General features: G+C 56.7%; 15 protein-coding genes, 2 tRNA genes and 4 rRNA genes. 12 read left to right on the top strand and 9 right to left on the bottom strand.

The window, feature by feature from the left end; genetic code table 11:
- Positions 1 to 32: 32 nt before the first annotated feature.
- The gene (locus tag AC0IYN_RS09850; protein WP_078046274.1) at positions 33 to 932 is read right to left on the bottom strand and encodes a LysR family transcriptional regulator; all 900 of its coding nucleotides are present in this window, start codon (positions 930 to 932) and stop codon (positions 33 to 35) included.
- 157 nt (positions 933 to 1,089) lie between these two features.
- Here AC0IYN_RS09850 and AC0IYN_RS09845 point away from each other — a divergent pair, with 157 nt between their 5' ends.
- From AC0IYN_RS09845 to rrf (AC0IYN_RS09810), 8 genes are all read left to right on the top strand, one after another.
- Positions 1,090 to 2,271, top strand: a complete 1,182-nt coding sequence (locus AC0IYN_RS09845) for an acyl-CoA dehydrogenase (RefSeq protein WP_471841239.1) — start codon at positions 1,090 to 1,092, stop codon at positions 2,269 to 2,271.
- A 12-nt stretch (positions 2,272 to 2,283) separates the two neighbouring features.
- A complete protein-coding gene (locus AC0IYN_RS09840; protein WP_406596129.1) occupies positions 2,284 to 3,504 on the top strand; it encodes a CaiB/BaiF CoA transferase family protein in 1,221 nt (406 codons plus the stop codon).
- A 628-nt stretch (positions 3,505 to 4,132) separates the two neighbouring features.
- Positions 4,133 to 5,669 (top strand): 16S ribosomal RNA (locus tag AC0IYN_RS09835).
- 82 nt (positions 5,670 to 5,751) lie between these two features.
- A tRNA-Ile gene (locus AC0IYN_RS09830) sits at positions 5,752 to 5,828 on the top strand.
- 30 nt (positions 5,829 to 5,858) lie between these two features.
- Positions 5,859 to 5,934: transfer RNA gene (locus tag AC0IYN_RS09825), tRNA-Ala, on the top strand.
- Between the two features lie 249 nt (positions 5,935 to 6,183).
- Positions 6,184 to 9,075, top strand: a 23S ribosomal RNA gene (locus tag AC0IYN_RS09820).
- Positions 9,076 to 9,232: 157 nt separating this feature from the next.
- Positions 9,233 to 9,348 (top strand): 5S ribosomal RNA (rrf, locus tag AC0IYN_RS09815).
- Between the two features lie 109 nt (positions 9,349 to 9,457).
- A 5S ribosomal RNA gene (gene rrf / locus AC0IYN_RS09810) occupies positions 9,458 to 9,573 on the top strand.
- The 16S, 23S and 5S rRNA genes sit together here with 2 tRNA genes alongside, the layout of an rRNA operon.
- Positions 9,574 to 9,764: 191 nt before the next feature.
- Here the strand turns inward: rrf (AC0IYN_RS09810) and AC0IYN_RS09805 are convergent.
- The 3 genes from AC0IYN_RS09805 to AC0IYN_RS09795 all read right to left on the bottom strand — a co-directional run bounded on the left by AC0IYN_RS09805 (position 9,765) and on the right by AC0IYN_RS09795 (position 13,835).
- Positions 9,765 to 12,251, bottom strand: coding sequence for a TonB-dependent siderophore receptor (locus tag AC0IYN_RS09805; RefSeq protein ID WP_471841237.1), 2,487 nt, complete (start codon positions 12,249 to 12,251; stop codon positions 9,765 to 9,767).
- An 88-nt stretch (positions 12,252 to 12,339) separates the two neighbouring features.
- Complete coding sequence (locus AC0IYN_RS09800) at positions 12,340 to 13,323, bottom strand: FecR domain-containing protein (RefSeq protein WP_471841235.1); 984 nt, start codon at positions 13,321 to 13,323, stop codon at positions 12,340 to 12,342.
- Entirely contained in the window at positions 13,320 to 13,835 is a 516-nt protein-coding gene (locus tag AC0IYN_RS09795) for a sigma-70 family RNA polymerase sigma factor (protein ID WP_457247911.1), read from the bottom strand. The genes AC0IYN_RS09800 and AC0IYN_RS09795 overlap by 4 nt, the downstream gene beginning before the upstream one ends.
- Before the next feature lie 279 nt (positions 13,836 to 14,114).
- Here AC0IYN_RS09795 and AC0IYN_RS09790 point away from each other — a divergent pair, with 279 nt between their 5' ends.
- On the top strand, positions 14,115 to 15,995 hold the full coding sequence (locus AC0IYN_RS09790) for a methyl-accepting chemotaxis protein (protein WP_406597218.1): 1,881 nt from the start codon (positions 14,115 to 14,117) through the stop codon (positions 15,993 to 15,995).
- 44 nt (positions 15,996 to 16,039) lie between these two features.
- Here the strand turns inward: AC0IYN_RS09790 and AC0IYN_RS09785 are convergent, their stop codons facing one another.
- The 5 genes from AC0IYN_RS09785 to AC0IYN_RS09765 form a co-directional block, all read right to left on the bottom strand.
- Positions 16,040 to 16,498: an SRPBCC family protein gene (locus tag AC0IYN_RS09785; protein WP_406597219.1), complete on the bottom strand. Its 459-nt coding sequence runs from the start codon at positions 16,496 to 16,498 to the stop codon at positions 16,040 to 16,042.
- An 18-nt stretch (positions 16,499 to 16,516) separates the two neighbouring features.
- Positions 16,517 to 19,894, bottom strand: coding sequence for an amino acid adenylation domain-containing protein (locus AC0IYN_RS09780; RefSeq protein WP_471841232.1), 3,378 nt, complete (start codon positions 19,892 to 19,894; stop codon positions 16,517 to 16,519).
- Positions 19,891 to 20,838, bottom strand: coding sequence for a diiron oxygenase (locus tag AC0IYN_RS09775; RefSeq protein ID WP_406597221.1), 948 nt, complete (start codon positions 20,836 to 20,838; stop codon positions 19,891 to 19,893). Before AC0IYN_RS09775 ends, AC0IYN_RS09780 begins: the two co-directional genes overlap by 4 nt.
- Positions 20,835 to 21,593 (bottom strand): DUF3050 domain-containing protein, encoded by a 759-nt coding sequence (locus tag AC0IYN_RS09770; protein ID WP_457266878.1) that lies wholly within the window; start codon positions 21,591 to 21,593, stop codon positions 20,835 to 20,837. Before AC0IYN_RS09770 ends, AC0IYN_RS09775 begins: the two co-directional genes overlap by 4 nt.
- Positions 21,594 to 21,930: 337 nt before the next feature.
- Positions 21,931 to 22,641: a GntR family transcriptional regulator gene (locus tag AC0IYN_RS09765; RefSeq protein ID WP_406597223.1), complete on the bottom strand. Its 711-nt coding sequence runs from the start codon at positions 22,639 to 22,641 to the stop codon at positions 21,931 to 21,933.
- 365 nt (positions 22,642 to 23,006) lie between these two features.
- Between AC0IYN_RS09765 and AC0IYN_RS09760 the strand changes: the two genes are divergently transcribed.
- The 3 genes from AC0IYN_RS09760 to AC0IYN_RS09750 are packed head-to-tail and all read left to right on the top strand — an operon-like array spanning position 23,007 to position 25,791.
- On the top strand, positions 23,007 to 23,900 hold the full coding sequence (locus AC0IYN_RS09760) for a TauD/TfdA dioxygenase family protein (RefSeq protein ID WP_406597224.1): 894 nt from the start codon (positions 23,007 to 23,009) through the stop codon (positions 23,898 to 23,900).
- Positions 23,901 to 23,912: 12 nt separating this feature from the next.
- Positions 23,913 to 24,938 (top strand): ABC transporter substrate-binding protein, encoded by a 1,026-nt coding sequence (locus AC0IYN_RS09755; RefSeq protein ID WP_406597225.1) that lies wholly within the window; start codon positions 23,913 to 23,915, stop codon positions 24,936 to 24,938.
- Position 24,939: 1 nt separating this feature from the next.
- Positions 24,940 to 25,791, top strand: a complete 852-nt coding sequence (locus AC0IYN_RS09750) for an ABC transporter ATP-binding protein (RefSeq protein ID WP_406597226.1) — start codon at positions 24,940 to 24,942, stop codon at positions 25,789 to 25,791.
- Positions 25,792 to 25,794 lie beyond the last annotated feature (3 nt).

Here is a 25,794-nt window from a genome sequence, read left to right as displayed (position 1 = left end):
TGACTACAAAGTCAGCAAATCGAGTTTATCCTTTAAATACCTGGGCTGTAGCGCTTTGACTGGTCGACCAGCCAGTCCCGGAAGGCATGCAATGACGCGGATTCGACCTTCCTGTCAGGAATCATCAGGTAATAAGCCTTCGAGCTGCTCAGTGCTTCGGGGCTCGCGACCACCAGTTGGCCCTCCTCCAGCTCACGTTGGATAAGGAACGGGGGTATTAGGGCGATGCCCATGTCATGCATGGCGGCTTGGGACAACATCGAGAATAGCTCGTAACGCGGACCTGTCATGTCGCGGGGAATGTTCAGTTGCTGGGCGTTGAACCATTGGCGCCACGCATAGGGTCGGGTGGTCTGCTGCAGGAGCGGCAGTTCTGCGATGTCCTGGGGGCTGAACTGCGTGCGGTTACCCAATAGCCGAGGACTGCACACGGGAACGGGGTTTTCCCCCATCAGTCGATGGGACTCGGTGCCGGACCAGTCGGCATCGCCGAAGTAGATTGCGGCGTCGAATTCGGTGTCGGCAAACAGGAAAGGGCGTGTTCGGTTCGTGAGGTTGACCGTGACTTCAGGATGCTGGCGTTGGAAGTCCTTGAGGCGAGGTATCAGCCACTGAGTGCCGAATGTCGGGACCACGGCCAGCTCGATGGTGTTAGCGCCCTGCTGGCCCATGACGGACAGCGTGTCGCGCTCTACCGCATCCAGTTGTGTGGCGACGCGACGGCTATAGGACAGCCCCGCTTCCGTCAGCTTTACCCCACGCCGTGAGCGGCGAAACAGCTCGACACTCAAAAACTCCTCAAGGCTGGCGATCTGTCGACAGATGGCACCTTGAGTGATCGAAAGCTCCTGCGCCGCTTTGGTAAAGCTCTCGTGGCGGGCGGCCGCTTCAAAACTGACAAGGGCGGTGGTGCTGGGAATTTTTCTGCGCATATACCGTGTCCTCACTTACCAAGGCGCATATGCGCCATTTGCCGCTGTTCGAAGTGAGAAATTAGCACAACCCTATGCAGAAACCTCGTTTGCCCTCTGCGCTTGCTGGGCCTAGGCTGCTTCCACGACTTCTGATTCTTTTCGCGAGGACTTATTCATGGCTGGCAAGGCAAGCTTCAACTGGATCGATCCACTGCTGCTGGATCAACAGCTCACCGAAGAAGAGCGCATGGTGCGCGACAGTGCTGAGCAGTTCGCCCAGGACAAGTTGGCGCCGCGTGTGCTCGAAGCCTTCCGCCATGAAAAGACCGACCCTGCCATTTTCCGCGAGATGGGCGAGACCGGTTTGCTCGGTGCGATGATCCCCGAGCAGTACGGTGGCAGCGGCTTGAACTATGTCAGTTATGGGTTGATTGCCCGTGAGGTGGAGCGTGTCGACTCCGGCTATCGCTCGATGATGAGTGTGCAGTCGTCACTGGTCATGGTGCCGATTAACGAGTTCGGCACCGAGACGCAGAAACAGAAGTACCTGCCGAAGCTGGCTTCTGGCGAATGGATCGGTTGCTTTGGTCTGACAGAGCCTAACCATGGTTCCGACCCAGGCGCGATGATTACCCGTGCGCGCAAGGTGGAAGGTGGTTATAGCCTGACAGGCGCAAAAATGTGGATCACCAATAGCCCGATCGCGGATGTGTTTGTGGTGTGGGGCAAGGACGATGCCGGTGATATCCGCGGCTTTGTCCTGGAGAAAGGCTGGAAGGGCCTGAGCGCTCCGGCGATTCATGGCAAGGTCGGGCTGCGCGCTTCCATCACCGGCGAGATCGTCATGGACAACGTGTTTGTCCCGGAAGAGAACATCTTCCCGGACGTGCGTGGTTTGAAGGGGCCGTTCACCTGCCTTAACTCTGCACGCTATGGCATCTCCTGGGGCGCGTTGGGCGCTGCCGAGTTCTGCTGGCATACCGCTCGCCAATACACGCTCGATCGTCATCAGTTCGGGCGTCCGTTGGCGGCTACCCAGTTGATCCAGAAAAAGCTGGCCGATATGCAGACTGAGATCACCTTGGCCTTGCAGGGCTGCCTGCGCCTGGGGCGCATGAAGGACGAAGGCACGGCTGCGGTCGAGATCACTTCGATCATGAAGCGCAACTCGTGCGGCAAGTCCCTGGATATCGCGCGCATGGCTCGGGACATGCTGGGTGGCAATGGTATTTCCGACGAATTCGGGGTGGCGCGTCATCTGGTCAACCTGGAGGTGGTCAATACCTATGAAGGTACTCATGACGTGCATGCCTTGATTCTGGGGCGTGCGCAAACCGGTCTTCAGGCGTTCTATTAATAGGAGCACGGCATGGGCGCGCTTTCGCATCTGCGGGTACTGGATTTATCGCGAGTACTGGCGGGCCCTTGGTCCGGGCAGATCCTTGCGGACCTTGGGGCTGAGGTCATCAAGGTCGAACGGCCGGGTAGTGGCGACGACACACGCGCCTGGGGACCGCCCTTCCTTAAGGATGCCTATGGCGAGAACACTAGCGAGGCAGCGTATTACCTGTCGGCCAATCGCAATAAGGAGTCGGTGACAATCGACTTCACACGGCCTGAGGGGCAGGCGCTGGTGCGTGAGCTGGCGGCCAAGTCGGACATTTTGATCGAGAATTTCAAGGTGGGCGGCCTGGCAGCGTATGGTTTGGATTATGAGTCGCTCAAGGAGATCAACCCGGAGCTGATCTACTGCTCGATCACGGGCTTCGGTCAGACCGGGCCTTATGCGGCGCGTGCGGGCTATGACTTCATGATTCAGGGGCTGGGCGGGCTGATGAGCCTGACCGGCCGGCCCGAGGGGGAGGATGGCGCTGGGCCGGTGAAGGTGGGCGTGGCGCTGACTGACATCCTTACGGGGCTTTACTCGACCGTGGCAATACTGGCGGCACTGGCCCATCGGGACCATGACGGTGGTGGGCAGCACATCGATATGGCGTTGCTGGATGTGCAGGTGGCATGCCTGGCCAATCAGGCGATGAATTACCTGACGACGGGCGTGCCGCCAAAGCGCTTGGGGAATGCGCATCCGAATATCGTGCCTTACCAGGACTTTCCCACGGCCGACGGTGATTTCATCCTGACGGTGGGGAATGACGGGCAGTTTCGCAAGTTTGCTGAAGTGGCTGGGCAGCCACAGTGGGCAGATGATCCGCGCTTCTCTACTAATAAGGTGCGGGTGGCCAATCGGGCGGAGCTGATCCCGTTGATTCGTCAGGCGACGGTATTCAAGACGACGGCTGAGTGGGTGTCACAGTTGGAGCGGGTTGGAGTGCCGTGTGGGCCTATCAATGATTTGGCGCAGGTGTTTGCCGATCCCCAGGTGAAGGCGCGTGGGCTGGCGATGGCGTTACCTCATGCCTTGGCAGGGATGGTGCCTCAGGTTGCCAATCCGATACGGCTGTCCAAGACGCCTGTGGAGTACCGTAGTGCGCCTCCCCTGCTGGGGGAGCACACGGCCAAGGTGCTTCAAGAGGTGTTGGGATTGGGTGTGGCGAATGTGGTCGCATTGAAGGCGGCGGGTGTTATCTGATCCCATCTTCTATATAGAGGGCATAAGCGGCTTTATATTGATGGTTTTTTAATCAACTCTAACTAATTGATAGAAAAGTAAAATTAAGGGTTGACGGCAGATTCTGGAAGTCTATAATTCGCCCCACTTCCGGCGCAGTCGAAACGGAAAACTCCTTGGTAAACAAAGAGTTACGCAGAATTCGACAGCGACTTGCTTCAGTTCATCGAAGCCCAGAAGGAGTTGGTAGAGCAGTGTTGTTTGGCTCTATTAACGTTTCGATCTTCTCGGTCGAAAGCGGAGAAAAAGAGGTGTTGACAGCAGCGTGTAACGCTGTAGAATTCGCCTCCCGCTAACGAGAGATCGGAAGCGCAAGTGGTTGAAGTTGTTGAAGAAATCTTCGAAAACTTCTGAAAATAATCACTTGACAGCAAATGAGGCTGCTGTAGAATGCGCGCCTCGGTTGAGACGAAAGATCTTAACCAACCGCTCTTTAACAACTGAATCAAGCAATTCGTGTGGGTGCTTGTGGAGTCAGACTGATAGTCAACAAGATTATCAGCATCACAAGTTACTCCGCGAGAAATCAAAGATGTAACCAACGATTGCTGAGCCAAGTTTAGGGTTTCTTAAAAACCCAAAGATGTTTGAACTGAAGAGTTTGATCATGGCTCAGATTGAACGCTGGCGGCAGGCCTAACACATGCAAGTCGAGCGGTAGAGAGAAGCTTGCTTCTCTTGAGAGCGGCGGACGGGTGAGTAATGCCTAGGAATCTGCCTGGTAGTGGGGGATAACGTTCGGAAACGGACGCTAATACCGCATACGTCCTACGGGAGAAAGCAGGGGACCTTCGGGCCTTGCGCTATCAGATGAGCCTAGGTCGGATTAGCTAGTTGGTGGGGTAATGGCTCACCAAGGCGACGATCCGTAACTGGTCTGAGAGGATGATCAGTCACACTGGAACTGAGACACGGTCCAGACTCCTACGGGAGGCAGCAGTGGGGAATATTGGACAATGGGCGAAAGCCTGATCCAGCCATGCCGCGTGTGTGAAGAAGGTCTTCGGATTGTAAAGCACTTTAAGTTGGGAGGAAGGGTTGTAGATTAATACTCTGCAATTTTGACGTTACCGACAGAATAAGCACCGGCTAACTCTGTGCCAGCAGCCGCGGTAATACAGAGGGTGCAAGCGTTAATCGGAATTACTGGGCGTAAAGCGCGCGTAGGTGGTTTGTTAAGTTGGATGTGAAATCCCCGGGCTCAACCTGGGAACTGCATTCAAAACTGACTGACTAGAGTATGGTAGAGGGTGGTGGAATTTCCTGTGTAGCGGTGAAATGCGTAGATATAGGAAGGAACACCAGTGGCGAAGGCGACCACCTGGACTAATACTGACACTGAGGTGCGAAAGCGTGGGGAGCAAACAGGATTAGATACCCTGGTAGTCCACGCCGTAAACGATGTCAACTAGCCGTTGGAAGCCTTGAGCTTTTAGTGGCGCAGCTAACGCATTAAGTTGACCGCCTGGGGAGTACGGCCGCAAGGTTAAAACTCAAATGAATTGACGGGGGCCCGCACAAGCGGTGGAGCATGTGGTTTAATTCGAAGCAACGCGAAGAACCTTACCAGGCCTTGACATCCAATGAACTTTCTAGAGATAGATTGGTGCCTTCGGGAACATTGAGACAGGTGCTGCATGGCTGTCGTCAGCTCGTGTCGTGAGATGTTGGGTTAAGTCCCGTAACGAGCGCAACCCTTGTCCTTAGTTACCAGCACGTAATGGTGGGCACTCTAAGGAGACTGCCGGTGACAAACCGGAGGAAGGTGGGGATGACGTCAAGTCATCATGGCCCTTACGGCCTGGGCTACACACGTGCTACAATGGTCGGTACAGAGGGTTGCCAAGCCGCGAGGTGGAGCTAATCCCATAAAACCGATCGTAGTCCGGATCGCAGTCTGCAACTCGACTGCGTGAAGTCGGAATCGCTAGTAATCGCGAATCAGAATGTCGCGGTGAATACGTTCCCGGGCCTTGTACACACCGCCCGTCACACCATGGGAGTGGGTTGCACCAGAAGTAGCTAGTCTAACCTTCGGGAGGACGGTTACCACGGTGTGATTCATGACTGGGGTGAAGTCGTAACAAGGTAGCCGTAGGGGAACCTGCGGCTGGATCACCTCCTTAATCGACGACATCAGCTGCTCCATAAGTTCCTACACGAATTGCTTGATTCATTGAAGAAGACGATAAGAAGCAGCCCGAAATTGGGTCTGTAGCTCAGTTGGTTAGAGCGCACCCCTGATAAGGGTGAGGTCGGCAGTTCGAATCTGCCCAGACCCACCAATTTTGTGTGGGAAACGCCTGTAGAAATACGGGGCCATAGCTCAGCTGGGAGAGCGCCTGCCTTGCACGCAGGAGGTCAACGGTTCGATCCCGTTTGGCTCCACCACTACTGCTTCTGAAAGTTATGAAAGCTTAGAAATGAGCATTCCATCAGGTTGATGGTGAATGTTGATTTCTAGTCTTTGATTAGATCGTTCTTTAAAAATTTGGGTATGTGATAGAAAGATAGACTGAACGTTACTTTCACTGGTAACGGATCAGGCTAAGGTAAAATTTGTGAGTTCTCTTAATTGAGAAATTCGAATTTTCGGCGAATGTCGTCTTCACAGTATAACCAGATTGCTTGGGGTTATATGGTCAAGTGAAGAAGCGCATACGGTGGATGCCTTGGCAGTCAGAGGCGATGAAAGACGTGGTAGCCTGCGAAAAGCTTCGGGGAGTCGGCAAACAGACTTTGATCCGGAGATGTCTGAATGGGGGAACCCAGCCATCATAAGATGGTTATCTTGTACTGAATACATAGGTGCAAGAGGCGAACCAGGGGAACTGAAACATCTAAGTACCCTGAGGAAAAGAAATCAACCGAGATTCCCTTAGTAGTGGCGAGCGAACGGGGACTAGCCCTTAAGTGGCTTTGAGATTAGCGGAACGCTCTGGAAAGTGCGGCCATAGTGGGTGATAGCCCTGTACGCGAAAATCTCTTAGTCATGAAATCGAGTAGGACGGAGCACGAGAAACTTTGTCTGAATATGGGGGGACCATCCTCCAAGGCTAAATACTACTGACTGACCGATAGTGAACTAGTACCGTGAGGGAAAGGCGAAAAGAACCCCGGAGAGGGGAGTGAAATAGATCCTGAAACCGTATGCGTACAAGCAGTGGGAGCAGACTTTGTTCTGTGACTGCGTACCTTTTGTATAATGGGTCAGCGACTTATTTTCAGTGGCGAGCTTAACCGAATAGGGGAGGCGTAGCGAAAGCGAGTCTTAATAGGGCGTCTAGTCGCTGGGAATAGACCCGAAACCGGGCGATCTATCCATGGGCAGGTTGAAGGTTGGGTAACACTAACTGGAGGACCGAACCGACTACCGTTGAAAAGTTAGCGGATGACCTGTGGATCGGAGTGAAAGGCTAATCAAGCTCGGAGATAGCTGGTTCTCCTCGAAAGCTATTTAGGTAGCGCCTCATGTATCACTGTAGGGGGTAGAGCACTGTTTCGGCTAGGGGGTCATCCCGACTTACCAAACCGATGCAAACTCCGAATACCTACAAGTGCCGAGCATGGGAGACACACGGCGGGTGCTAACGTCCGTCGTGAAAAGGGAAACAACCCAGACCGTCAGCTAAGGTCCCAAAGTTATGGTTAAGTGGGAAACGATGTGGGAAGGCTTAGACAGCTAGGAGGTTGGCTTAGAAGCAGCCACCCTTTAAAGAAAGCGTAATAGCTCACTAGTCGAGTCGGCCTGCGCGGAAGATGTAACGGGGCTCAAACCATACACCGAAGCTACGGGTATCACGTAAGTGATGCGGTAGAGGAGCGTTCTGTAAGCCTGTGAAGGTGAGTTGAGAAGCTTGCTGGAGGTATCAGAAGTGCGAATGCTGACATGAGTAACGACAATGGGTGTGAAAAACACCCACGCCGAAAGACCAAGGTTTCCTGCGCAACGTTAATCGACGCAGGGTTAGTCGGTCCCTAAGGCGAGGCTGAAAAGCGTAGTCGATGGAAAACAGGTTAATATTCCTGTACTTCTGGTTATTGCGATGGAGGGACGGAGAAGGCTAGGCCAGCTTGGCGTTGGTTGTCCAAGTTTAAGGTGGTAGGCTGAGATCTTAGGTAAATCCGGGATCTTAAGGCCGAGAGCTGATGACGAGCTAACTTTTAGTTAGCGAAGTGGTTGATGCCATGCTTCCAAGAAAAGCTTCTAAGCTTCAGGTAACCAGGAACCGTACCCCAAACCGACACAGGTGGTTGGGTAGAGAATACCAAGGCGCTTGAGAGAACTCGGGTGAAGGAACTAGGCAAAATGGCACCGTAACTTCGGGAGAAGGTGCGCCGGTGAGGGTGAAGGACTTGCTCCGTAAGCTCATGCCGGTCGAAGATACCAGGCCGCTGCGACTGTTTATTAAAAACACAGCACTCTGCAAACACGAAAGTGGACGTATAGGGTGTGACGCCTGCCCGGTGCCGGAAGGTTAATTGATGGGGTTAGCTAACGCGAAGCTCTTGATCGAAGCCCCGGTAAACGGCGGCCGTAACTATAACGGTCCTAAGGTAGCGAAATTCCTTGTCGGGTAAGTTCCGACCTGCACGAATGGCGTAACGATGGCGGCGCTGTCTCCACCCGAGACTCAGTGAAATTGAAATCGCTGTGAAGATGCAGTGTATCCGCGGCTAGACGGAAAGACCCCGTGAACCTTTACTATAGCTTTGCACTGGACTTTGAATTTGCTTGTGTAGGATAGGTGGGAGGCTTTGAAGCGTGGACGCCAGTTCGCGTGGAGCCATCCTTGAAATACCACCCTGGCAACTTTGAGGTTCTAACTCAGGTCCGTTATCCGGATCGAGGACAGTGTATGGTGGGTAGTTTGACTGGGGCGGTCTCCTCCTAAAGAGTAACGGAGGAGTACGAAGGTGCGCTCAGACCGGTCGGAAATCGGTCGTAGAGTATAAAGGCAAAAGCGCGCTTGACTGCGAGACAGACACGTCGAGCAGGTACGAAAGTAGGTCTTAGTGATCCGGTGGTTCTGTATGGAAGGGCCATCGCTCAACGGATAAAAGGTACTCCGGGGATAACAGGCTGATACCGCCCAAGAGTTCATATCGACGGCGGTGTTTGGCACCTCGATGTCGGCTCATCACATCCTGGGGCTGAAGCCGGTCCCAAGGGTATGGCTGTTCGCCATTTAAAGTGGTACGCGAGCTGGGTTTAGAACGTCGTGAGACAGTTCGGTCCCTATCTGCCGTGGACGTTTGAGATTTGAGAGGGGCTGCTCCTAGTACGAGAGGACCGGAGTGGACGAACCTCTGGTGTTCCGGTTGTCACGCCAGTGGCATTGCCGGGTAGCTATGTTCGGAATAGATAACCGCTGAAAGCATCTAAGCGGGAAACTAGCCTCAAGATGAGATCTCACTGGAACCTTGAGTTCCCTGAAGGGCCGTCGAAGACTACGACGTTGATAGGTTGGGTGTGTAAGCGCTGTGAGGCGTTGAGCTAACCAATACTAATTGCCCGTGAGGCTTGACCATATAACACCCAAGCAATTTGACTACTCTAACGAGCATCAGATTGCGGTGTGTGAAGACGAAATGAACCGAAAGTTCGACGTTCACAAAACACCGAAAGCTATCACATACCCAATTTGCTGAAGCGAGACCAACTGGTCACGACTCAGTACCCGAATTTCTTGACGACCATAGAGCATTGGAACCACCTGATCCCATCCCGAACTCAGCAGTGAAACGATGCATCGCCGATGGTAGTGTGGGGTTTCCCCATGTGAGAGTAGGTCATCGTCAAGATTAAATTCCAGAACCCCTGTTTGCTAACGCAAACAGGGGTTTTGTTTATGTAGAAGTCCATGAATTTCACCGGCACGTTGCTAGCGCAACGGTCTGGTACACAGAATTTCTTGACGACCATAGAGCATTGGAACCACCTGATCCCATCCCGAACTCAGCAGTGAAACGATGCATCGCCGATGGTAGTGTGGGGTTTCCCCATGTGAGAGTAGGTCATCGTCAAGATTGAATTCCGAAACCCCTGTCTGCTAACGCAGACAGGGGTTTTGTCGTTTAGGGGCCTGGCGATCCAGTTTCTCGCCCTTCTGCGGTGACGCGAGCCACTCTTCGCGTGGTAAACCGAGGAGAAGCCGCAGTTAGAAACAAAAAAGCCAGCGCCTGACATCAGGCGCTGGCTTGGGTGAAACACGGGCGAATCAGAACTGGTAACTCACCGTCGCGCTGACGTTTCGCTCTTCCCCCAAATAACAGAAGTTCAGGCTGGCACAGGAAGCCACGTAAGTCTCGTTGGTAAGGTTGTTGGCATTGAGTCTTACATCGACACCCTTCAGTCCAACCTTACCCAGGTCATACCCCACAGAGGCATCAAACAAGGTGTAAGAAGGTACCTTCATTGTGTTTTCCGCATCCGCCCAGCTATAGCCCACATAGCGCAATCCGCCTCCAAGCCTCAACCCATCCAAGGCACCCTGATTAAATTTATAGTCAGCCCACACGGACGCCATGTGACGCGGGGCTTGAGTCGGAGAGTTGCCCTGGTTCTCAATCAGATTGCCAGCTGTGCTCAGGGTGCTCACCATCGACTTGGAGTATTCGATGTCAGTAAAGGTATAGCTACCCAACAGCTTCAAGTTCTCGGTCAGCTGCACATGGGCCTCCAACTCCAACCCCTGCGATCGCACAGCCCCTACAGCACGATAAAAGTTTTCCTGGGGCAGCTTGGTCGCAAGGTTTTCCTGGTCGATACGGAACCACGACGCGGTAAAAAAATTGTCCGTGCCTGGCGGCTGGTATTTCAGCCCCACTTCCCACTGCGTCCCATCAGTCGGTGCCAACGGGTTGCCGGCGCTGTCTGAATAGGAGTTGGGATTAAAGGATTCGGAATAACTGACGTAGGGCGCCAGGCCGTTATCAAACAGATACAAGGCCCCCGCACGCCCAGTGAGCTTGGTGCGTTTGTCGCTTATTTCCGTGCCAACCGGCCGGCTCGTCTCGGCGATCCGGTTTTCGTCGGAGGTCTCTACCCAGTCCTGCCGTAGCCCCAGGGAAAACCGCCACTTATCCATTTCAATCAGGTCTTGCAGATAGACGCCAGTCTGCTCCAGCCGGCGCAGATAACTGGTTGGGTTGTAATAGCTGATAGAGGAATTGCCATACACAGGATTGAATGCGTTGATTGGCTGCAGTGATCCGCTCGTCCAGTCCACTACTGTTTTACGCCGCTGATAGTCGGCACCCATCAATACCGTGTGTTTAGTCGCCCCTGTGAAAAACTCGGCCTGCAGCATGTTATCGATGATGAACGCATGCAGCTTCTCATCACCCCCTGAATAGTAGCGGTTCAGCTCATTGCTGGTCGGTGTGGTCCACCCATAGCCATACACCTGATCCAACTTCACCTTGGAGTCCAGGTAACGGAAGTTCTGTCGCGCAGTGAAGACATCATTGAAGCGATGCTCAAACTGATAGCCAAACGACTGCTGGTCGCGCTTGTAGCCATCGACCCCCGGTTCACCCTCAAAGAAGTGACTGGAGATCCTCTGGCCGTTGCGTTGATGCAGCGCACCATCGGCCGGCATACCGCCGTGATAACCACCCTCTGGGTCGTGCTGCAGATAAGCCTGGAGCGTCAGCGAGGTGTCATCGGTAAAGTCGATGCTCAATGTCGGCGCCAGTGCGTAGCGCTTTTCCTTGGCGTGGTCGAATTGCGTGTCGGATTTATCCGCTAAGCCAGTCAGACGATAGGCGACGCGCTTGTCGTCATCTACCGGACCGCTGAAGTCAAAACCCATACCGCGTTGACCATTGCTGCCGACTGTCGCCTGAACCTGATGATAAGGCTCGAACAGGGGCTTCTTGCTGGTAAGCGCCACTAAGCCGCCAGGTGAACTACGCCCATACAACACGGAGGAAGGCCCCTTGAGAATATCTACACGTTCCAGGAAATACGGGTCAACCTGCATGGTGCTGTAGGTGCCGCTATCCCCCATGGACTTCAAACCATCGAGGTAGATGTTATCCACCGATCCATCATTGAAGCCACGCATCGCCACATAGTCATACCGGTGCGTCGCGCCGTAGGGGTTGGTCAACACACCAGGCGTGTAGCGCATGGCTTGAGCGACTGTCTGCGAGCCTTGGTCATCCATCTGCTCGCGCGTGACCACCGAGACGGTTTGCGAGGTCTCCAGCAAGGCCGTACTGGTCTTGGTTGCGATCTGGCTGTGAGTCGCGTTGTAGCCATCCATGCTTCCCAACGCATTGCCCAATGCAAAGCCCTTGATATCAGTGGTTGGCAACGTCAGGGCACTACTTTCCTGCACGGCCTGCAATACAAAACTCACACCGTCTTCAGAAACGGCCTGCAGCCCTGAGCCATTGAGCAGCTGATTCAACCCCTGTCCGGCGGAATATTCCCCCAACAGCCCTGCTGACTGGCGACCTTGGGTTTGCGCGGGCGTGCTGGAAAGGGTAATGCCTGCCTGCCGCGCGAATTGGTTGAGCACCTCACCCAGTGGGCCTGCGGGTATCTCGTAGCGTTGATTGGCCTGCGTGATACCGGCCTGTGCAGCCATACCGGTGATCGGTGTCATGCTGATGCCCAACGCCGTGGACATTAATGCCACGCGTATGGCTTTTCCCAATAACGGGTAGGAAGCGTTGTGGTGGAAATACACAGTCATGATCAGATTCCGTAGAGGCCGGTGAGGGCAGATTGATAGGCTTACTGTCTAAGCCGGACTCATGGAAAAAAGCCGCCAAAAAAAACGATCAGGCCAACCGTTCCAGGCTCACCCACCAACGCGTGCGGTAACGCACTTGAACCGGCAACGTTCGCGCCAGGATCGCCAGCAATTGATCGGTGTTCTCCAGGCGGTAGACGCCCGAAAGCCGTAAATCCGCAACCTCTGCCGCGCAACCCAGGTAACCCGGTCGATAGCGCCCAACCTCTGATAGAAAATCCGCAAGACGCATAGTCCGCGTCACGATCAGTCCATCGGCCCAGGCGCCAATGTCCATGGCCAGGGGTGGAGCAAGGAGGGCCTGGGTCTGACGCACGAGGTAGTTGTCTCCTGCGTGGGCCTGGGTCGACAACCCATTCGGCTGGTGGGGTGAATGGATGGTTACGTTGCCGCTGACCACACTTAACCGCGTGCAGTCACTGGTTTGGTGGACTGCGAAACGTCCGTCGATACCTTCGAACAAGCCGTGACGTGTTTGAACCAACAAGGGTGCCGACGCAGCGGCACCGCACGTCACCAGGATTTCACCGCGCACCAGGTTTATCAGGCGCTGCTGAGGGTTGAAGGCAAGGTCTACGGCACTGTCAGTATTGAGTTGCAGGCGCGTGCCATCGGACAACTGGATGCTACGACGCTCGCCGGTGGCGGTTGCGAAGTCGGAGGTCCAGCGCTGCCAGCCAGTCAGATCCCGGCTTGCCCAGGCCGCTGAGCCAGCCACCAGCACGCCGGTCAATAGCTTCAACGCCTGTCGACGGCCCAACCCCTGCGCACTGTTTTCCAGCGCCACGCGCGCGCCCGGAATCGCTGCCAGAGTGCCGCTCAACTCCTGTTGCAGCGCCTGTACCCGTTGCCAGGCCACTTCGTGGTCGTGGTGAGCTTCGCGCCACTGCTCACACTGCTCGCGCAGACGGACATTGGCACGGTTGTTACGCAGGCGCAGCGCCCAACTGATGGCCTGTTTGATCACTCGGGGATCAGGCCCGCAAACCGCGGAATTATCCATGGGTGTCATGTTTCATATCGCAGGACATAGCAATGGTAGAGCGCCTCGGCCACATAACGCTCCACCGAGCGCAGCGACACGCCCATGTGCATCGCGATTTGCTTGTGTGTCAGCCCATCGCACTGAGCCAGCAGAAATGCCTGACGCACCTTAGGCTTCAGCCCCTCCAGAAGACGGGAGATGTCTTCCAGTAATTCCAACACCAGCGCCCGCGCTTCCGCGCTCGGTGCCAATGCCTCGGGCAAATGGGCGATAGATTCGAGGTAAGCCCGTTCGATCTCTTCGCGGCGCCAGTGATCAATCACCAACCCTCGTGCAATGGTGCGCAAAAAGGCCCGGGGAGCCTTGAGTTCAAAGCGTTCGGTTTTCTGTAGCAGGCGCACAAAGGTGTCTTGTGCCAGGTCGGCAGCATCCGCCGCGTTACCCAGACGGCTACGCAGCCAGGTGTTCAGCCAACTGTGATGGGTGCAATACAGCGCCTGAACAGCGCTTTCACACGGGAGGTACTCAGCAGACAGCATTCAAGCGAGCTCAGCCAAACGTCACAAATGATAATTAGTCGCATTGTTCGGGAGGGAGGAAAATTTTGCAACATCGATCCTCGTCGAGTAACCACTTGTCGGTTTCCTACGTTAAAAGAGGATCTATCTCACAATTTTCTAAGCTTTGTCGCGGCCTTGCCGAAAGCCTGATGAGCCATGCGTGCACCGAAATAGAGCGGCCCGAGAGTCCGCCTATCGCGTTACATGGAATGTTCCACTCGGCACGCTCACCCCCCTTTGGCAAAAGAAGTCGATGAAATGAATCTCAAGTTCAGTCATAAAATTCTGTTGGCCGCGTCAGGCGTCGTGGTTCTGGCCTTCGCGTTATTCACCCTCTACAACGACTACCTGCAACGCAGCACCATCACGCAGAACCTGGAGTCGTCCATCCAACAATCCGGTGAACTCACCGCCAGCAGTGTTCAGAACTGGCTCAGTGGTCGAATACTGGTACTCGAAAGCCTCACGCAAAACGTTGCCCACCAAGGCAGTGGTGCCGACCTTCCCGGTCTGGTCGATCAAGCGGCATTCACTTCGAACTTCCAGTTCACCTACGTCGGCCAAACCAACGGCGTGTTCACCCAGCGCCCCGACGCGAAAATGCCCGATGGCTATGACCCCCGTCAGCGCCCTTGGTACAAGCAGGCAGTGGCCGCAGATAAACCCATGCTCACGCCACCCTACATGGCCGCAGTGGGTGGACAGATCGTGACTATCGCCATGCCGGTGAAAAAGAACGGTGAATTGCTCGGCGTCGTCGGCGGTGACCTGAGCTTGCAAACCTTGGTGAAGATCATCAACTCGGTGGACTTCGGCGGTATCGGCCACGCATTCCTGGTCAGCGGCGACGGCCAAGTCATCGTCAGTCCTGATCAGGACCAAGTGATGAAGAACCTCAAGGACATCTACCCTGGCACCCAGGTGCGTATCGACAAGGTCAGCCAGGACGTCGTCCTCAATGGGCAGGACCGCATCCTGTCCTTCACCCCTATCAGTGGTTTGCCTGGCGCAGATTGGTATATCGGCCTGTCGATTGATAAAGACAAAGCCTACGCGCCGCTGGGCAAGTTCCGAACTTCCGCGTTGATCGCCATGCTGATCGCCGTGGTCGTGATCGCCGTGCTCCTGAGCTTGCTGATCCAAGTCTTGCTGCGACCCCTCACCACCATGGGCGTAGCGATGCAGGACATTGCCCAGGGCGAGGGTGACCTGACCCGTCGCCTGGCTGTCACCAGCAAGGACGAATTCGGCGAAGTCGGCAGTGCGTTCAATCAATTTGTAGAGCGCATCCACGCTTCGATTTCGGAAGTGTCTTCGGCAACCCGCCAGGTACACGACTTGTCCCAGCGTGTAATGGCCTCGTCCAATGCCTCTATCATCGGTTCCGATGAGCAGAGTGCACGCACCAATAGCGTGGCCGCAGCGATCAATGAACTGGGTGCCGCTACCCAGGAAATTGCGCGCAACGCCGCGGATGCTTCACAGCACGCCAGTGGTGCCAGTGAGCAAGCCGACGATGGGCGCAAAGTCGTGGAGCAAACTATTCTTGCGATGTCGGAGCTGTCGCAGAAGATCAGTTTGTCCTGCACCCAGATCGAAACCCTGAACGCCAGCACCGACAACATTGGTCACATCCTTGATGTGATCAAAGGCATCTCCCAGCAAACCAACTTGCTGGCGCTTAACGCTGCCATCGAGGCGGCGCGTGCGGGTGAGGCCGGTCGAGGTTTTGCAGTGGTCGCGGACGAAGTGCGCAACCTGGCTCATCGAACCCAGGAGTCGGCCGAGGAAATCCACAAAATGATCACCTCGCTGCAAGTGGGCTCGCGTGAAGCGGTCACTACCATGAACGCCAGCCAGACCTCCAGCGAAGAAAGCGTAGAGGTCGCGAACCAGGCCGGTGAGCGCCTGGTCAGCGTGACGCAGCGAATTGTCGAGATCGACGGAATGAACCAGTCCGTGGCTGCCGCCACCGAAGAACAAACTGCCGTGGTGGAAACCCTCAATGTGGACATCAACCAGATCAACTTGCTGAACCAGCAGGGCGTGGCCAATCTGAATGAAACCCTCAAGGATTGCGATGCCCTGTCGCAGCAGGCCAATCGGTTGAAGCAACTGGTTGATAGCTTCAAGATCTAACCCGCTGACTGAATGGCAGGAGCGACGCGCGTCGCGCCTGCCGCTTAGCCAAGCAACCGACGAACGTTTTCCAGGGCACTGTTGGCGAAGCCCTGCACAAACTGTTCAAACCCTGGGCCCACCCCCTCCGTGGGCTCAGCAATAATTGTCCATGTCACCCTGGAGCGCTCCTTTTCAAGCGTTTCCACATGGATCGCCGCCCATAACCTGGCCACGCCCAGTGTGTTGTAGATTGTGGTCCAGGTCATGTGCATGGCCTGTTCGTCCCGGCTATTGAGCTGTTCCACGACACAGTTACCATCGCGGAAAAATTTAGTCCGCAATGCGCCCACGCCTGAGCCGGTCATTTCGATATGCATCAGGTCCGGAATAAACACATCGAAGCCGGCAAACTGCCCCACCATGGCCCACAGGCGAGAGGCACAGCAGTTGACCGTGACGGACGCCATTATCGGCAGGCCGTTCGGATTGCGAATTAACGTATCGGGTTGCAGCAGTTTCATGAGGTTGTCCTGAGGCGTTCAAAGAAAGCCGATGGTCTTGAGGTAGTTGCAGCCTTTGCTCAACAACGCCGGGTCTTTTTCGGGGTAGCGTGCCCCCATCTGCTGGATACCCTGTTGTGCGTTGTCGTGGCGAATCATCGATGTGTCGCCGATGTCTTCGTCGAGGCGATCGAGGTAGAAACCGAGCACGCCAAACAGTGCGTTGTCCTGGTTTACCGTTCGCAGCGCCTGTTGCCATTGCGCGATACTCACCCGCTTGAAACGGTGCCCCGCCTGACTGAACGCATCCAGGTAGTCCATCCAGCTCAAAGGCTCGGGGTTATGCAGGTTGAACACATGCCTGTCGGCCTGAAAGCGGCCGCAGTGGAATGCAATGAAGCGCGCCAGGAAGTCCACCGGCATCAGGTCGAAGTTCAGCGTCAACCGGGGCATCAGGCCCAGCTGCAGTGACCCCTTGAGCATCAGCATCAGACGATTTTTCTGTGGTTGGCAGGCGCCATTGTGACTGTTGAAACTGATGTTGCCGGGTCGATGGATATTCACCCAGGCGCCGCGCTCCACCGCACGACCCAGTTGGCGCTCGGCAACCCATTTGGACAGGTTGTAGCCATTCTTGATGTACAGCGGCAACGTCGGTGCGGCGGGCGCTTCGAGGACATAACCCTGCGAGTCGACAGCGCTCGAAGCGGACAGTGTCGAGACAAAGTTCAGGACCTTCTTGCTGTGGGTCTCACACAGGCACAGGCATTCGAACAGGGGGGCAACATTGTCCCTGGCCAGCGATGTATAGTCCATCACGTGATTGACCCGTGCTGCGTTGTGTATCAGCACCCCGAAGTCCTGGGCGATAGCATCATACGCGTCGCTGGCCAGGCCCAACCGAGGGAGGCTGATATCGGCGGCGAATACCTGCACCCTGCCCAGGTCCAGATGTTCCAGGCGGTACTCACGCAACGCCTGAGTGAATCGCGCCATCGCCGACTGCCCTGGCGTCTCACGTACCAGGCACGCCACGGTCGTTGCACCTGCGGCCAGCAGTGCCTCGACGATATGAACACCAACAAAACTGTTGGCCCCCGTCACGATCACTTTGTGTGGGTCGCCTGCGCGGTCCTCGGGCAGCGTGTTGAAAGTCCAGTCCCGTTGAGCATCGCGAGCAGCAGCATCGCAGGAAGCATCGGGTCGTTCACCGTTCTCCAGCAGCGTTGCGAGCGTACGAATCGTCGGTACTTCAATGAAGTGACTCAGTGCGAAGCTACGACCAAACTGCTCGCGAACGCGCAGCAACAACGTCGATAGCACAATCGAGTGGCCGCCGAGATCGAAGAAGCTCTCATCGATAGGCACTTCACCCTCGGGCAGCGTCAACAGTTCGCTCCACAGGCGAGTCAACCGAACTTGAAGCGGCGTGTGTGCCGTGCCACCGTCCTCCTGCACGTTGGGCTGGAGCGGCACTGCCAGTAACGCCTCACGGTCGATCTTGCCGTTGCTGGCGCACGGCATGCGTGCCAACTCATCCCAGAAGCCGGGCCGCATGTAGTCGGGCAGCCACTGCCGCGCGTGTTGCTGCAGGGCCGCCAGGGTGGCCCCGGGTTCGGGTTGGGCGACAAAGCCACGGATCCTGCGGTCAGGGTCGATCACCACCGCCACTTGGCGATACAGCCGGCTGGTACGCAGGCACTGCTCAATCTCCTGGGGCCCGACCCGAAAACCACGAATCTTCACCTGATGATCACGCCGTCCGCCCAGCATGATTCCATCGGCGGTCCACCGGGCCAAATCGCCGCTGCGGTAGGCGCGCAAGGGCTGGCCCCCAGGCACTGCAAGCTCCACAAAGGCACTGGTCGCCTGAGGTGGGTCGTTCACATAGCCCAGGCTTACGCCAGGCCCAACGATATACACCTCACCCATCACCTCTTCATCGACCGGCTGCTGGTCGTCATCGAGGATCAACACCCGGCTGTTGGCGATCGGCCGGCCGAGATTGCGGTTGCTGTCGCCAGGTTGAAACGTACGATGGGTGATCAGTACGGTGGCCTCCGTGGGGCCGTAGAGGTTGTGAAAATGGCACTGCGCCGCCAGGCGGTCGATGACATGGGGTTCGCAGACGTCGCCCCCGGTCAACAGGTGCGTCAGGCCCAGCGGTTGATCGGGCGGCAGAATGCTCAGCAGCGAGGGGGGCAAAAAGGCATGGGTAACACGCTGACCATGGAGCAGATCGAGCAGTTGCTGAGGGTCGTGTCGTTGCTCTGCGCTGGGGACGATCAACTCAGCGCCTGCTATCAGGGCAGGGACAATATCGATCAGGGACGAGTCAAAGCTCACCGGTGAAAACTGCAGGACACGGCTCTGCTCATCCAGGTTCATGCAGGCCCTGAACCAGGCCGCGAAATGCGCCAGGTTGGCTTGGCTGAGCAACACCCCCTTGGGATGGCCGGTGGTCCCCGATGTATAGAGCGTCATGCAGGGCGAATCGAGGGCGGGCTGAGCGTGCATCAGCGGACGCAACAAGTCGGTGTCCTGCGGGTCGACCTTGCGCACATCCAGTGCAATGAAGCGCTCTCGCAAAGGGTGCTGGCCGGCGTCCAGCAACACCCGGGCCCCTGCGTTCTCGAGCAAGGCCTGATGACGTTGGGGTGGGTGGTCCGCAGCCAACGGCAGATACACCGCGCCACAGCCCATAACCGCGAGAATACTGGCGTACAACGCTACGGACTTTTCCAGGCAAACCCCAACCACCGGTGGTACCTGCGTGACGCCCAACACAGGGCTTAACTGTTGCTGGATCATGAGGGCCTGCACGTGCAACTCGCGGTAAGTCACCACGCTGCCGTCGATGCTCAGCGCCCGCCGATCAGCGAATTGGTGAAGGCTGGCCTGCAACCGTTCGATCACAGGCACCTGGGCCTCCCGCATGACAGCGAGGTCTTCGGTGCGATTGAATCGGTGAACAAATGCCAAGGCGTCAAGCGCCTCCAAACCCTGCTCGGGCCATTCATTGGCGACCGCTTTCATGGAGAAATATCCGGGGTCGCGCGAAAAACCACTGACGTGCAGCGCAACCCATTCCATCATCGCTTGGATCACTTGCTGGCGCAGGCGCTGGCCGTTCCCACTGGGCTCCGTTGCGATTTCAAGGACCGCCGCTAGTCGCCCCTCGGGCCCATAGGCGCGCAGTTGCAGTGCGGGTAACCCGCAGTCGGTCACTGGGCCAACCCCCAGGCGCAGGCCCAACACTGAGGTTAGGTGTGACGGGTTCGGCAACGACTGGCTGCCGTCATCGATCCACAGGTCCGAGCCGGCATCACTCAAGACGAACCCATACTGCTCCAGCTCCTGCCTGATAGCGGCTAACGCGCTGCTGGTGCCGGAAAATCCGATGGTCAGGCGCCTCATGCCACCCTCCCGGCCACGTGCAAGTAGTCGGCCAGCCCTTGGGCCACACTGGGTGTCTGCAGCAAGCCGCTGTGTTGCAGGAAGCCCAGGATATTGCCCATCAATGGATGCTGGCGGGTGATGGGGAAGGCCAGCGCCGCGACTTCATCGTGCAAGGCGTCGCGCAGGGGGCTGCTGATATCGAGGTGGTTGATCAACTGCAGGTCGAAGTTCTTTTGCAGGTCGTTCGTCAGGTACCGGGCCAGGAAAATCGGTAGCACCTTGGCAATGCTGTCGCGGTCGTTGGCGCTGGCAGCCTGCCAATACAGGCGTACCAATCGCGTCCAGAATTGTGCGTGGCGGCCTTCATCGGCCAGGTGGTCGGCCATCAAGCCACGGACGGAGGCTTTGACGCTGGCGTCCTTGGAGAAGGCCGCCACATCGTGGGTCACGGTGTTTTCGGCAATGGCCACGCCGATCAGCGCGACGGCATCGTGCAGGTGAGCGGGTACCTGCGCCTGCGCCGCCGGAAGCGCCCGGCTCAATTCGATTTCCTGGGGCAGCGACAGTGGTTGTATACCCGTCATGGTCACGGTTTGCTGGAGGAAATCCAGTGCCACCAACGCGTGGTAGTCCTCGTCCACAACGACGGTCATTGCATCAATACGACAGGCAAGCGGGAAGGGCACCGAGAAGCGATTCTTGGCAATGCCGCGTGCAGTCTGGTCGACAATCTCGGTCTCGAATATCACCACGTCGTTGATGAATTTATAAAAGCTCTGTGCCAAGACAAAATCGCGCCACTGCGGGCAGTGTTCGATAAAGGTTGCACAAAGCACCAGGGGCTGGCGACACAACGGGTAGATCAACTTGTCATCGTCCTCCAGCAAACGGCGAGGACGTGTGCGGATGGTTGCGCGGCGCTCCCAGTCGTCGGCGATGGTTTTGTAATCGGCAGCGGTCATGGCTTCATCCCGTGCAGCGAAGCCCGAACCCCATCCCAGAGCGCGATGCGGCTTTGGACGGCAGCCACGGCGGCAGCGTTGGCCTGTTGCGGGTAGGCCGGGTCTGCGCTGCAGAGGCGCAGAAGCAACTGCTCTGCTGCCGGCCCATGGTCCTGGGCGTCCAATTCGATGTGGCGCTTGAGGTAGGCGCACAGAGTAGGCGCCTGACGGTGGTTGAGCGCCTCGGATTGCAGGATGCGCTCGAACATGGGGGGGATGACTTGCTCGCGGCCGTGCAGGAATGTGGCGGCCACGCAGTGGGCAGGAGCATTTAGTGCAAGGTGCAGGGTGTCGCTGACAAAGCGGGCCACACCGGGAAGAATCTCGACTTCATGCAAGGCGGCAGTTGCTTCAAGGCCCTTGCGTTGCAGCGCAATGAAGTGACTGATAGCCGAGGTGCTGGCGCCTACTTCCGCCATGGCCTCCAGGTAGAGTTCGAAGTGGCTGCAATAGCCTTGCGCAGGATGTGCGTCTGATTCCTCCGCCAGCACGATCTCGTTGATCAGGCGTGCCGCCTGTGGATCAACAGGCGGCAACCAGGGTAGGCGCGTGCAGGTCAGTTCCTGTTGCAAGCGCTTGGCGAGTGTCATGAAATCCCAGACAGCGAATACATGGCTTTCCATAAAAAGTTGCAACTTTCGTAGAGAAGTTATTTCTGTAAATAACGAATGGCTGCATAACTGCAGTTTTACTGTTTCAAGTAACGGTTGATGCATGGTTGATGCCTATAAGTTATTGCGTCTGCTGTGTGGAAACAGCGATGAGTTTTTGTAATTGGCAAGGATTGAGCAGGTATTAACCAGGCGCTGGCGTGCGAGCCGCTCAATATGGGGCGTCGCGACGTCGAAATGAACTATCTGGTTTAGTAGAGAAAGATAATAAGCGGGTTAAACAATTTGGCGAGCATACAAATGTGTTAGAAGTTTTTCTAAATAATATGTGCTGTAAGGTTGCTTCTTTACGGCAGGTGGGACGTTTCTTCTGTGCGGGGCACTAATAGTGAGTTAGTGGGCCCCGGAGTGAGGAATATTCGCGACAGGAGGGCCGCGCGCCTTAGTACTTACCTTTCTTGGCGTCGGCCTCCAGGCCGTTGAGGTACGCGCTGATCACTTCCATGCCTCGCATCAAGTGATTGCGCAGCGTCAGGATGCTTTCCTGGGTTTTCTTCTGGGCGACCAGGTTCAGCAATTCGCGGTGATCTTCCTGGGACGTTTCGCCCAACCCCATGGCCTCCAGGTTATAACGCAGGAAACGCTCCTCTTCGTTCAGCCCGTGCTCCACCAGATTGAGCAGCCGCTGGTTCGGGGCCTTGCCATACAGGGCCATGTGGAACAGCCGATTGAGGCGGCCAATCTCGCTGTAGTCTTTTTCCTGCTCCAGGGCGACGATGATCGCATCCGCCTCGGCAATATCGGCCTCGGTGAGCAACGGAATCGACAAGCGCAATGCTTCAGACTCCAGCAACATCCGCAGTTCATAGGTTTCCGCCGAGTTATCCTCGATCAGCGGTGCAACCACGGCACCCTTGTGCGTCACCACATGCAACAGTGACTGGGCTTCCAACTGGCGCAGGGCTTCGCGCACGGGCATTCGGCTGACCCCGAACAGGCTGGCCAATTCCTGTTGGCGCATGGCGGTACCGCACGGCAAGCGTCCATCGAGGATGGCGTTGCGCAAGGTTTCTTCAATCACGGAACGAGCGAGATGGGCGGGAATAGGCCCGCTGATCTTGATGCTGTTCAAAGGGTTCGGCTTCTGCGTCACGGTTACGCTATCCTCCTTATACTAATAGGGTGGCTAATTGGATCCAATGCACACTAGAGACTGCCCATAAGCTTGTCAAACGGGCACGGTTTCGGCTTGTAAGCGCGTCAACATCACACTCCCGCCCCCCACAACCGACATTTACGGCGTCTTACACTGCCGGGTTCATCGGCCTGCTTCATGCGCCGATTGCTGCATTATCGGCGGTTTTGGAATGAACACTTTGCTGTTGCAGTTTATTCCCCCATCGTCAGGCAATATGGGTTCGGTCGGTACATTCTTGTCTATCGATATTCGCTAACGGTATTTAAATAGCTGTTCTTATATCTATAAAGTCACATTCCTGTCTGACCGGGAGTGACCTCATGTCCGCCACCTCTACTGTTCCAACAGCGACCGCTACCGCCCAAACCTTCGAGATTCGTCCATTTCCTGGCAGTGTAGGCGCCGAGGTCATTGGCCTGGATTTGTCACGCCCAGTCAACGAGCAGGATTTCGCACGCATTCACCGTGCGCACCTGGACCATCATGTCGTGGTCTTTCGTGATCAACGCATCACGCCCGAACAACAGATTGCCTTCAGCCGCCGCTTCGGCGTGCTGCAGATCCACGTACTCAAGCAGTTCCTGCTGGCCAACCATCCGGAAATCCTGATCGTCTCCAACATTATCGAAAACGGCCAATCCATCGGCCTGGGTGACGCCGGCAAATTCTGGCATTCGGACCTGTCCTATAAAGAACTGCCGAGCCTGGGCTCGATGCTGCACGCCCAGGAGCTGCCCTCGGAGGGTGGCGACACCTTGTTCGCCGATATGCACAAAGCCTGGGACCAATTGCCTGAGCATCTGCGCAACGCCGTCGAAGGCCGCAGCGCCGCCCACTCTTATACCGCGCGCTACAGCGAAACCAAATTCGAAGGCAACTGGCGCCCCGCGTTGACCCCCGAGCAGCTCGCCCAGGTGGCGGAAGTCGTGCACCCCATCGTGCGCACCCACCCGGAAAACGGCCGCAAGGCGCTGTTTGTCAGTGAGGGCTTCACCACCCGCATCGTCGGCCTGCCGGAAGATGAGAGCCGCGACTTGCTGGCCCAACTCTACGCCCACAGCGTGTTACCAGAAAACATCTACCGCCACCAATGGCAGCCCCACGATCTGGTGTTCTGGGACAACCGCTCGCTGATCCACCTGGCCGCCGGTTGCCCGAGCCATCTGCGCCGCAAGCTGTTTCGTACCACCATCCAGGGCGACGCGCCTTTCTGATCGGAGCATGACATGTCCAGGAAAATTCCATTCGCACGGCTGGCGGCGACCGTCGGCCTGGGTGTCAGCCTCTTGGCCGGCAGCCTGATTGCACCGGCGGCCGCGCAGGCCGAGGGCGAGATCCGCATCGCCGAACAATTCGGCATCGTTTACCTGTTGCTGAACGTGGTACGCGACCAGAACCTGATCGAAAAATACGGTAAACAGGAAGGCATCGACATCAAGGTCGACTGGACTCAGTTGTCTGGCGGCGCGGCAGTCAATGACGCACTGCTCTCCGGTTCCATCGACATTGCCGGGGCCGGTGTCGGCCCGCTGCTGACCATCTGGGATCGCACCCACGGCAAGCAGAACGTCAAGGCCGTGGCTTCCCTGGGTAACTTCCCGTACTACCTCGTCAGCAACAATCCCAAGGTCAAGACCATCGCCGATTTCACCGAGAAGGACCGCATTGCCGTGCCGGCGGTGGGCGTATCGGTGCAGTCACGCTTCCTGCAATACGCGGCGGCCAAGCAGTGGGGCGACAAGGAATTCAATCGCCTCGACAAGTACACCGTCGCCGTCCCTCACCCGGATGCAACCGCAGCGCTGATCGCTGGCGGCACCGAGCTGACTGGGCATTTTTCCAACCCGCCGTTTCAGGACCAGGCCCTGGCCAACCCGAACGTGCACGTGGTGCTCAACACCTACGACCTGCTGGGCCCGAACTCACCGACGGTATTGTTCGCCACCGAGAAATTCCGCAATGACAACCCAAAAACCTACAAGGCGTTCGTCGAGGCATTGACCGAAGCCGCGCAGTTCGCCCAGAACGACAAAGGCGCTGCAGCCGACACTTACATCCGCGTGACCAAGGCCAAGATCGACCGCGCCGAGCTGCTGAAAATCATCGACAACCCGCAGTTCGAATTCAGCGTCACGCCGAAAAACACCTACCCGCTGGCGGAATTCCTCTACCGCGTCGGCGCCATCAAGAACAAGCCTGAATCGTGGAAGGACTACTTCTTCCAGGACGCCAAGCCCCTGCAAGGAAGTTGAGATGAACGCGCCCTTGCAAGGCCACACGGCCAGCAACCTGCACACCACCGGCCCCTTACTCGCGGTGGATAACGTCAGCCTGGAATACCGCACCCCCGAGCGCGTGGTGCGGGCCACCCACCAGGTGAGTTTCGAGATCGACCCGGCCGACCGCTACGTGCTGCTCGGCCCTTCGGGTTGCGGTAAGTCCACCTTGCTCAAATCCATCGCCGGGTTTATCAAACCCTGCGAAGGCGAGATCCGCCTGTTGGGGCAAAAGGTCGAGCAACCGGGCCCGGACCGTATCGTGGTGTTCCAGGAATTCGATCAACTGCCGCCGTGGAAAACCGTCAAACAGAACGTGATGTTTCCACTGTTGGCCTCCAAAACCCTGAAGCGCGCCGACGCCGAAGAACGTGCACTGCACTACCTCGACAAAGTCGGCCTCAGCGCCTTTGCCGACGCCTACCCACACACCCTGTCCGGCGGTATGAAAGCCCGTGTCGCCATCGCCCGTGCCCTGGCCATGCAGCCGAAGATCCTGCTGATGGATGAACCCTTCGCCGCCCTCGATGCGCTGACCCGGCGCAAGATGCAGGAAGAGTTGCTGCTGCTCTGGGAAGAGGTGCGCTTCACCCTGTTGTTCGTCACCCATTCCATCGAAGAAGCGTTGGTGGTGGGCAATCGCATCCTGTTGCTGTCGCCCCACCCTGGGCGGGTACGCGCGGAAATCCACAGCCATCAATACGACCTGCATAGCCTCGGTGGCGTGGAGTTCCAGGCGTCGGCACGGCGCATTCATCGCCTGCTGTTCGACGAAGCGCCCGAGGCCGAACGTGAGTTGGGCTTCGCTGATATCCGCATCGCGTATTAAGGG

The organism is Pseudomonas sp. AC112 (genome assembly GCF_979253545.1).
The sequence above is the reverse complement of the archived record's forward strand: the minus strand, read 5'-3'. Positions and strand labels throughout refer to the sequence as shown.

What these genes read in the sequence shown, in the direction of transcription:
- AC0IYN_RS09850 (WP_078046274.1), bottom strand. Translation starts at nt 932, where the DNA reads ATGCGCAGAAAAATTCCCAGCACCACCGCCCTTGTCAGTTTTGAAGCG.
- AC0IYN_RS09845 (WP_471841239.1), top strand. Translation starts at nt 1,090, where the DNA reads ATGGCTGGCAAGGCAAGCTTCAACTGGATCGATCCACTGCTGCTGGAT.
- AC0IYN_RS09840 (WP_406596129.1), top strand. Translation starts at nt 2,284, where the DNA reads ATGGGCGCGCTTTCGCATCTGCGGGTACTGGATTTATCGCGAGTACTG.
- AC0IYN_RS09805 (WP_471841237.1), bottom strand. Translation starts at nt 12,251, where the DNA reads ATGACTGTGTATTTCCACCACAACGCTTCCTACCCGTTATTGGGAAAA.
- AC0IYN_RS09800 (WP_471841235.1), bottom strand. Translation starts at nt 13,323, where the DNA reads ATGACACCCATGGATAATTCCGCGGTTTGCGGGCCTGATCCCCGAGTG.
- AC0IYN_RS09795 (WP_457247911.1), bottom strand. Translation starts at nt 13,835, where the DNA reads ATGCTGTCTGCTGAGTACCTCCCGTGTGAAAGCGCTGTTCAGGCGCTG.
- AC0IYN_RS09790 (WP_406597218.1), top strand. Translation starts at nt 14,115, where the DNA reads ATGAATCTCAAGTTCAGTCATAAAATTCTGTTGGCCGCGTCAGGCGTC.
- AC0IYN_RS09785 (WP_406597219.1), bottom strand. Translation starts at nt 16,498, where the DNA reads ATGAAACTGCTGCAACCCGATACGTTAATTCGCAATCCGAACGGCCTG.
- AC0IYN_RS09780 (WP_471841232.1), bottom strand. Translation starts at nt 19,894, where the DNA reads ATGAGGCGCCTGACCATCGGATTTTCCGGCACCAGCAGCGCGTTAGCC.
- AC0IYN_RS09775 (WP_406597221.1), bottom strand. Translation starts at nt 20,838, where the DNA reads ATGACCGCTGCCGATTACAAAACCATCGCCGACGACTGGGAGCGCCGC.
- AC0IYN_RS09770 (WP_457266878.1), bottom strand. Translation starts at nt 21,593, where the DNA reads ATGCATCAACCGTTACTTGAAACAGTAAAACTGCAGTTATGCAGCCAT.
- AC0IYN_RS09760 (WP_406597224.1), top strand. Translation starts at nt 23,007, where the DNA reads ATGTCCGCCACCTCTACTGTTCCAACAGCGACCGCTACCGCCCAAACC.
- AC0IYN_RS09755 (WP_406597225.1), top strand. Translation starts at nt 23,913, where the DNA reads ATGTCCAGGAAAATTCCATTCGCACGGCTGGCGGCGACCGTCGGCCTG.
- AC0IYN_RS09750 (WP_406597226.1), top strand. Translation starts at nt 24,940, where the DNA reads ATGAACGCGCCCTTGCAAGGCCACACGGCCAGCAACCTGCACACCACC.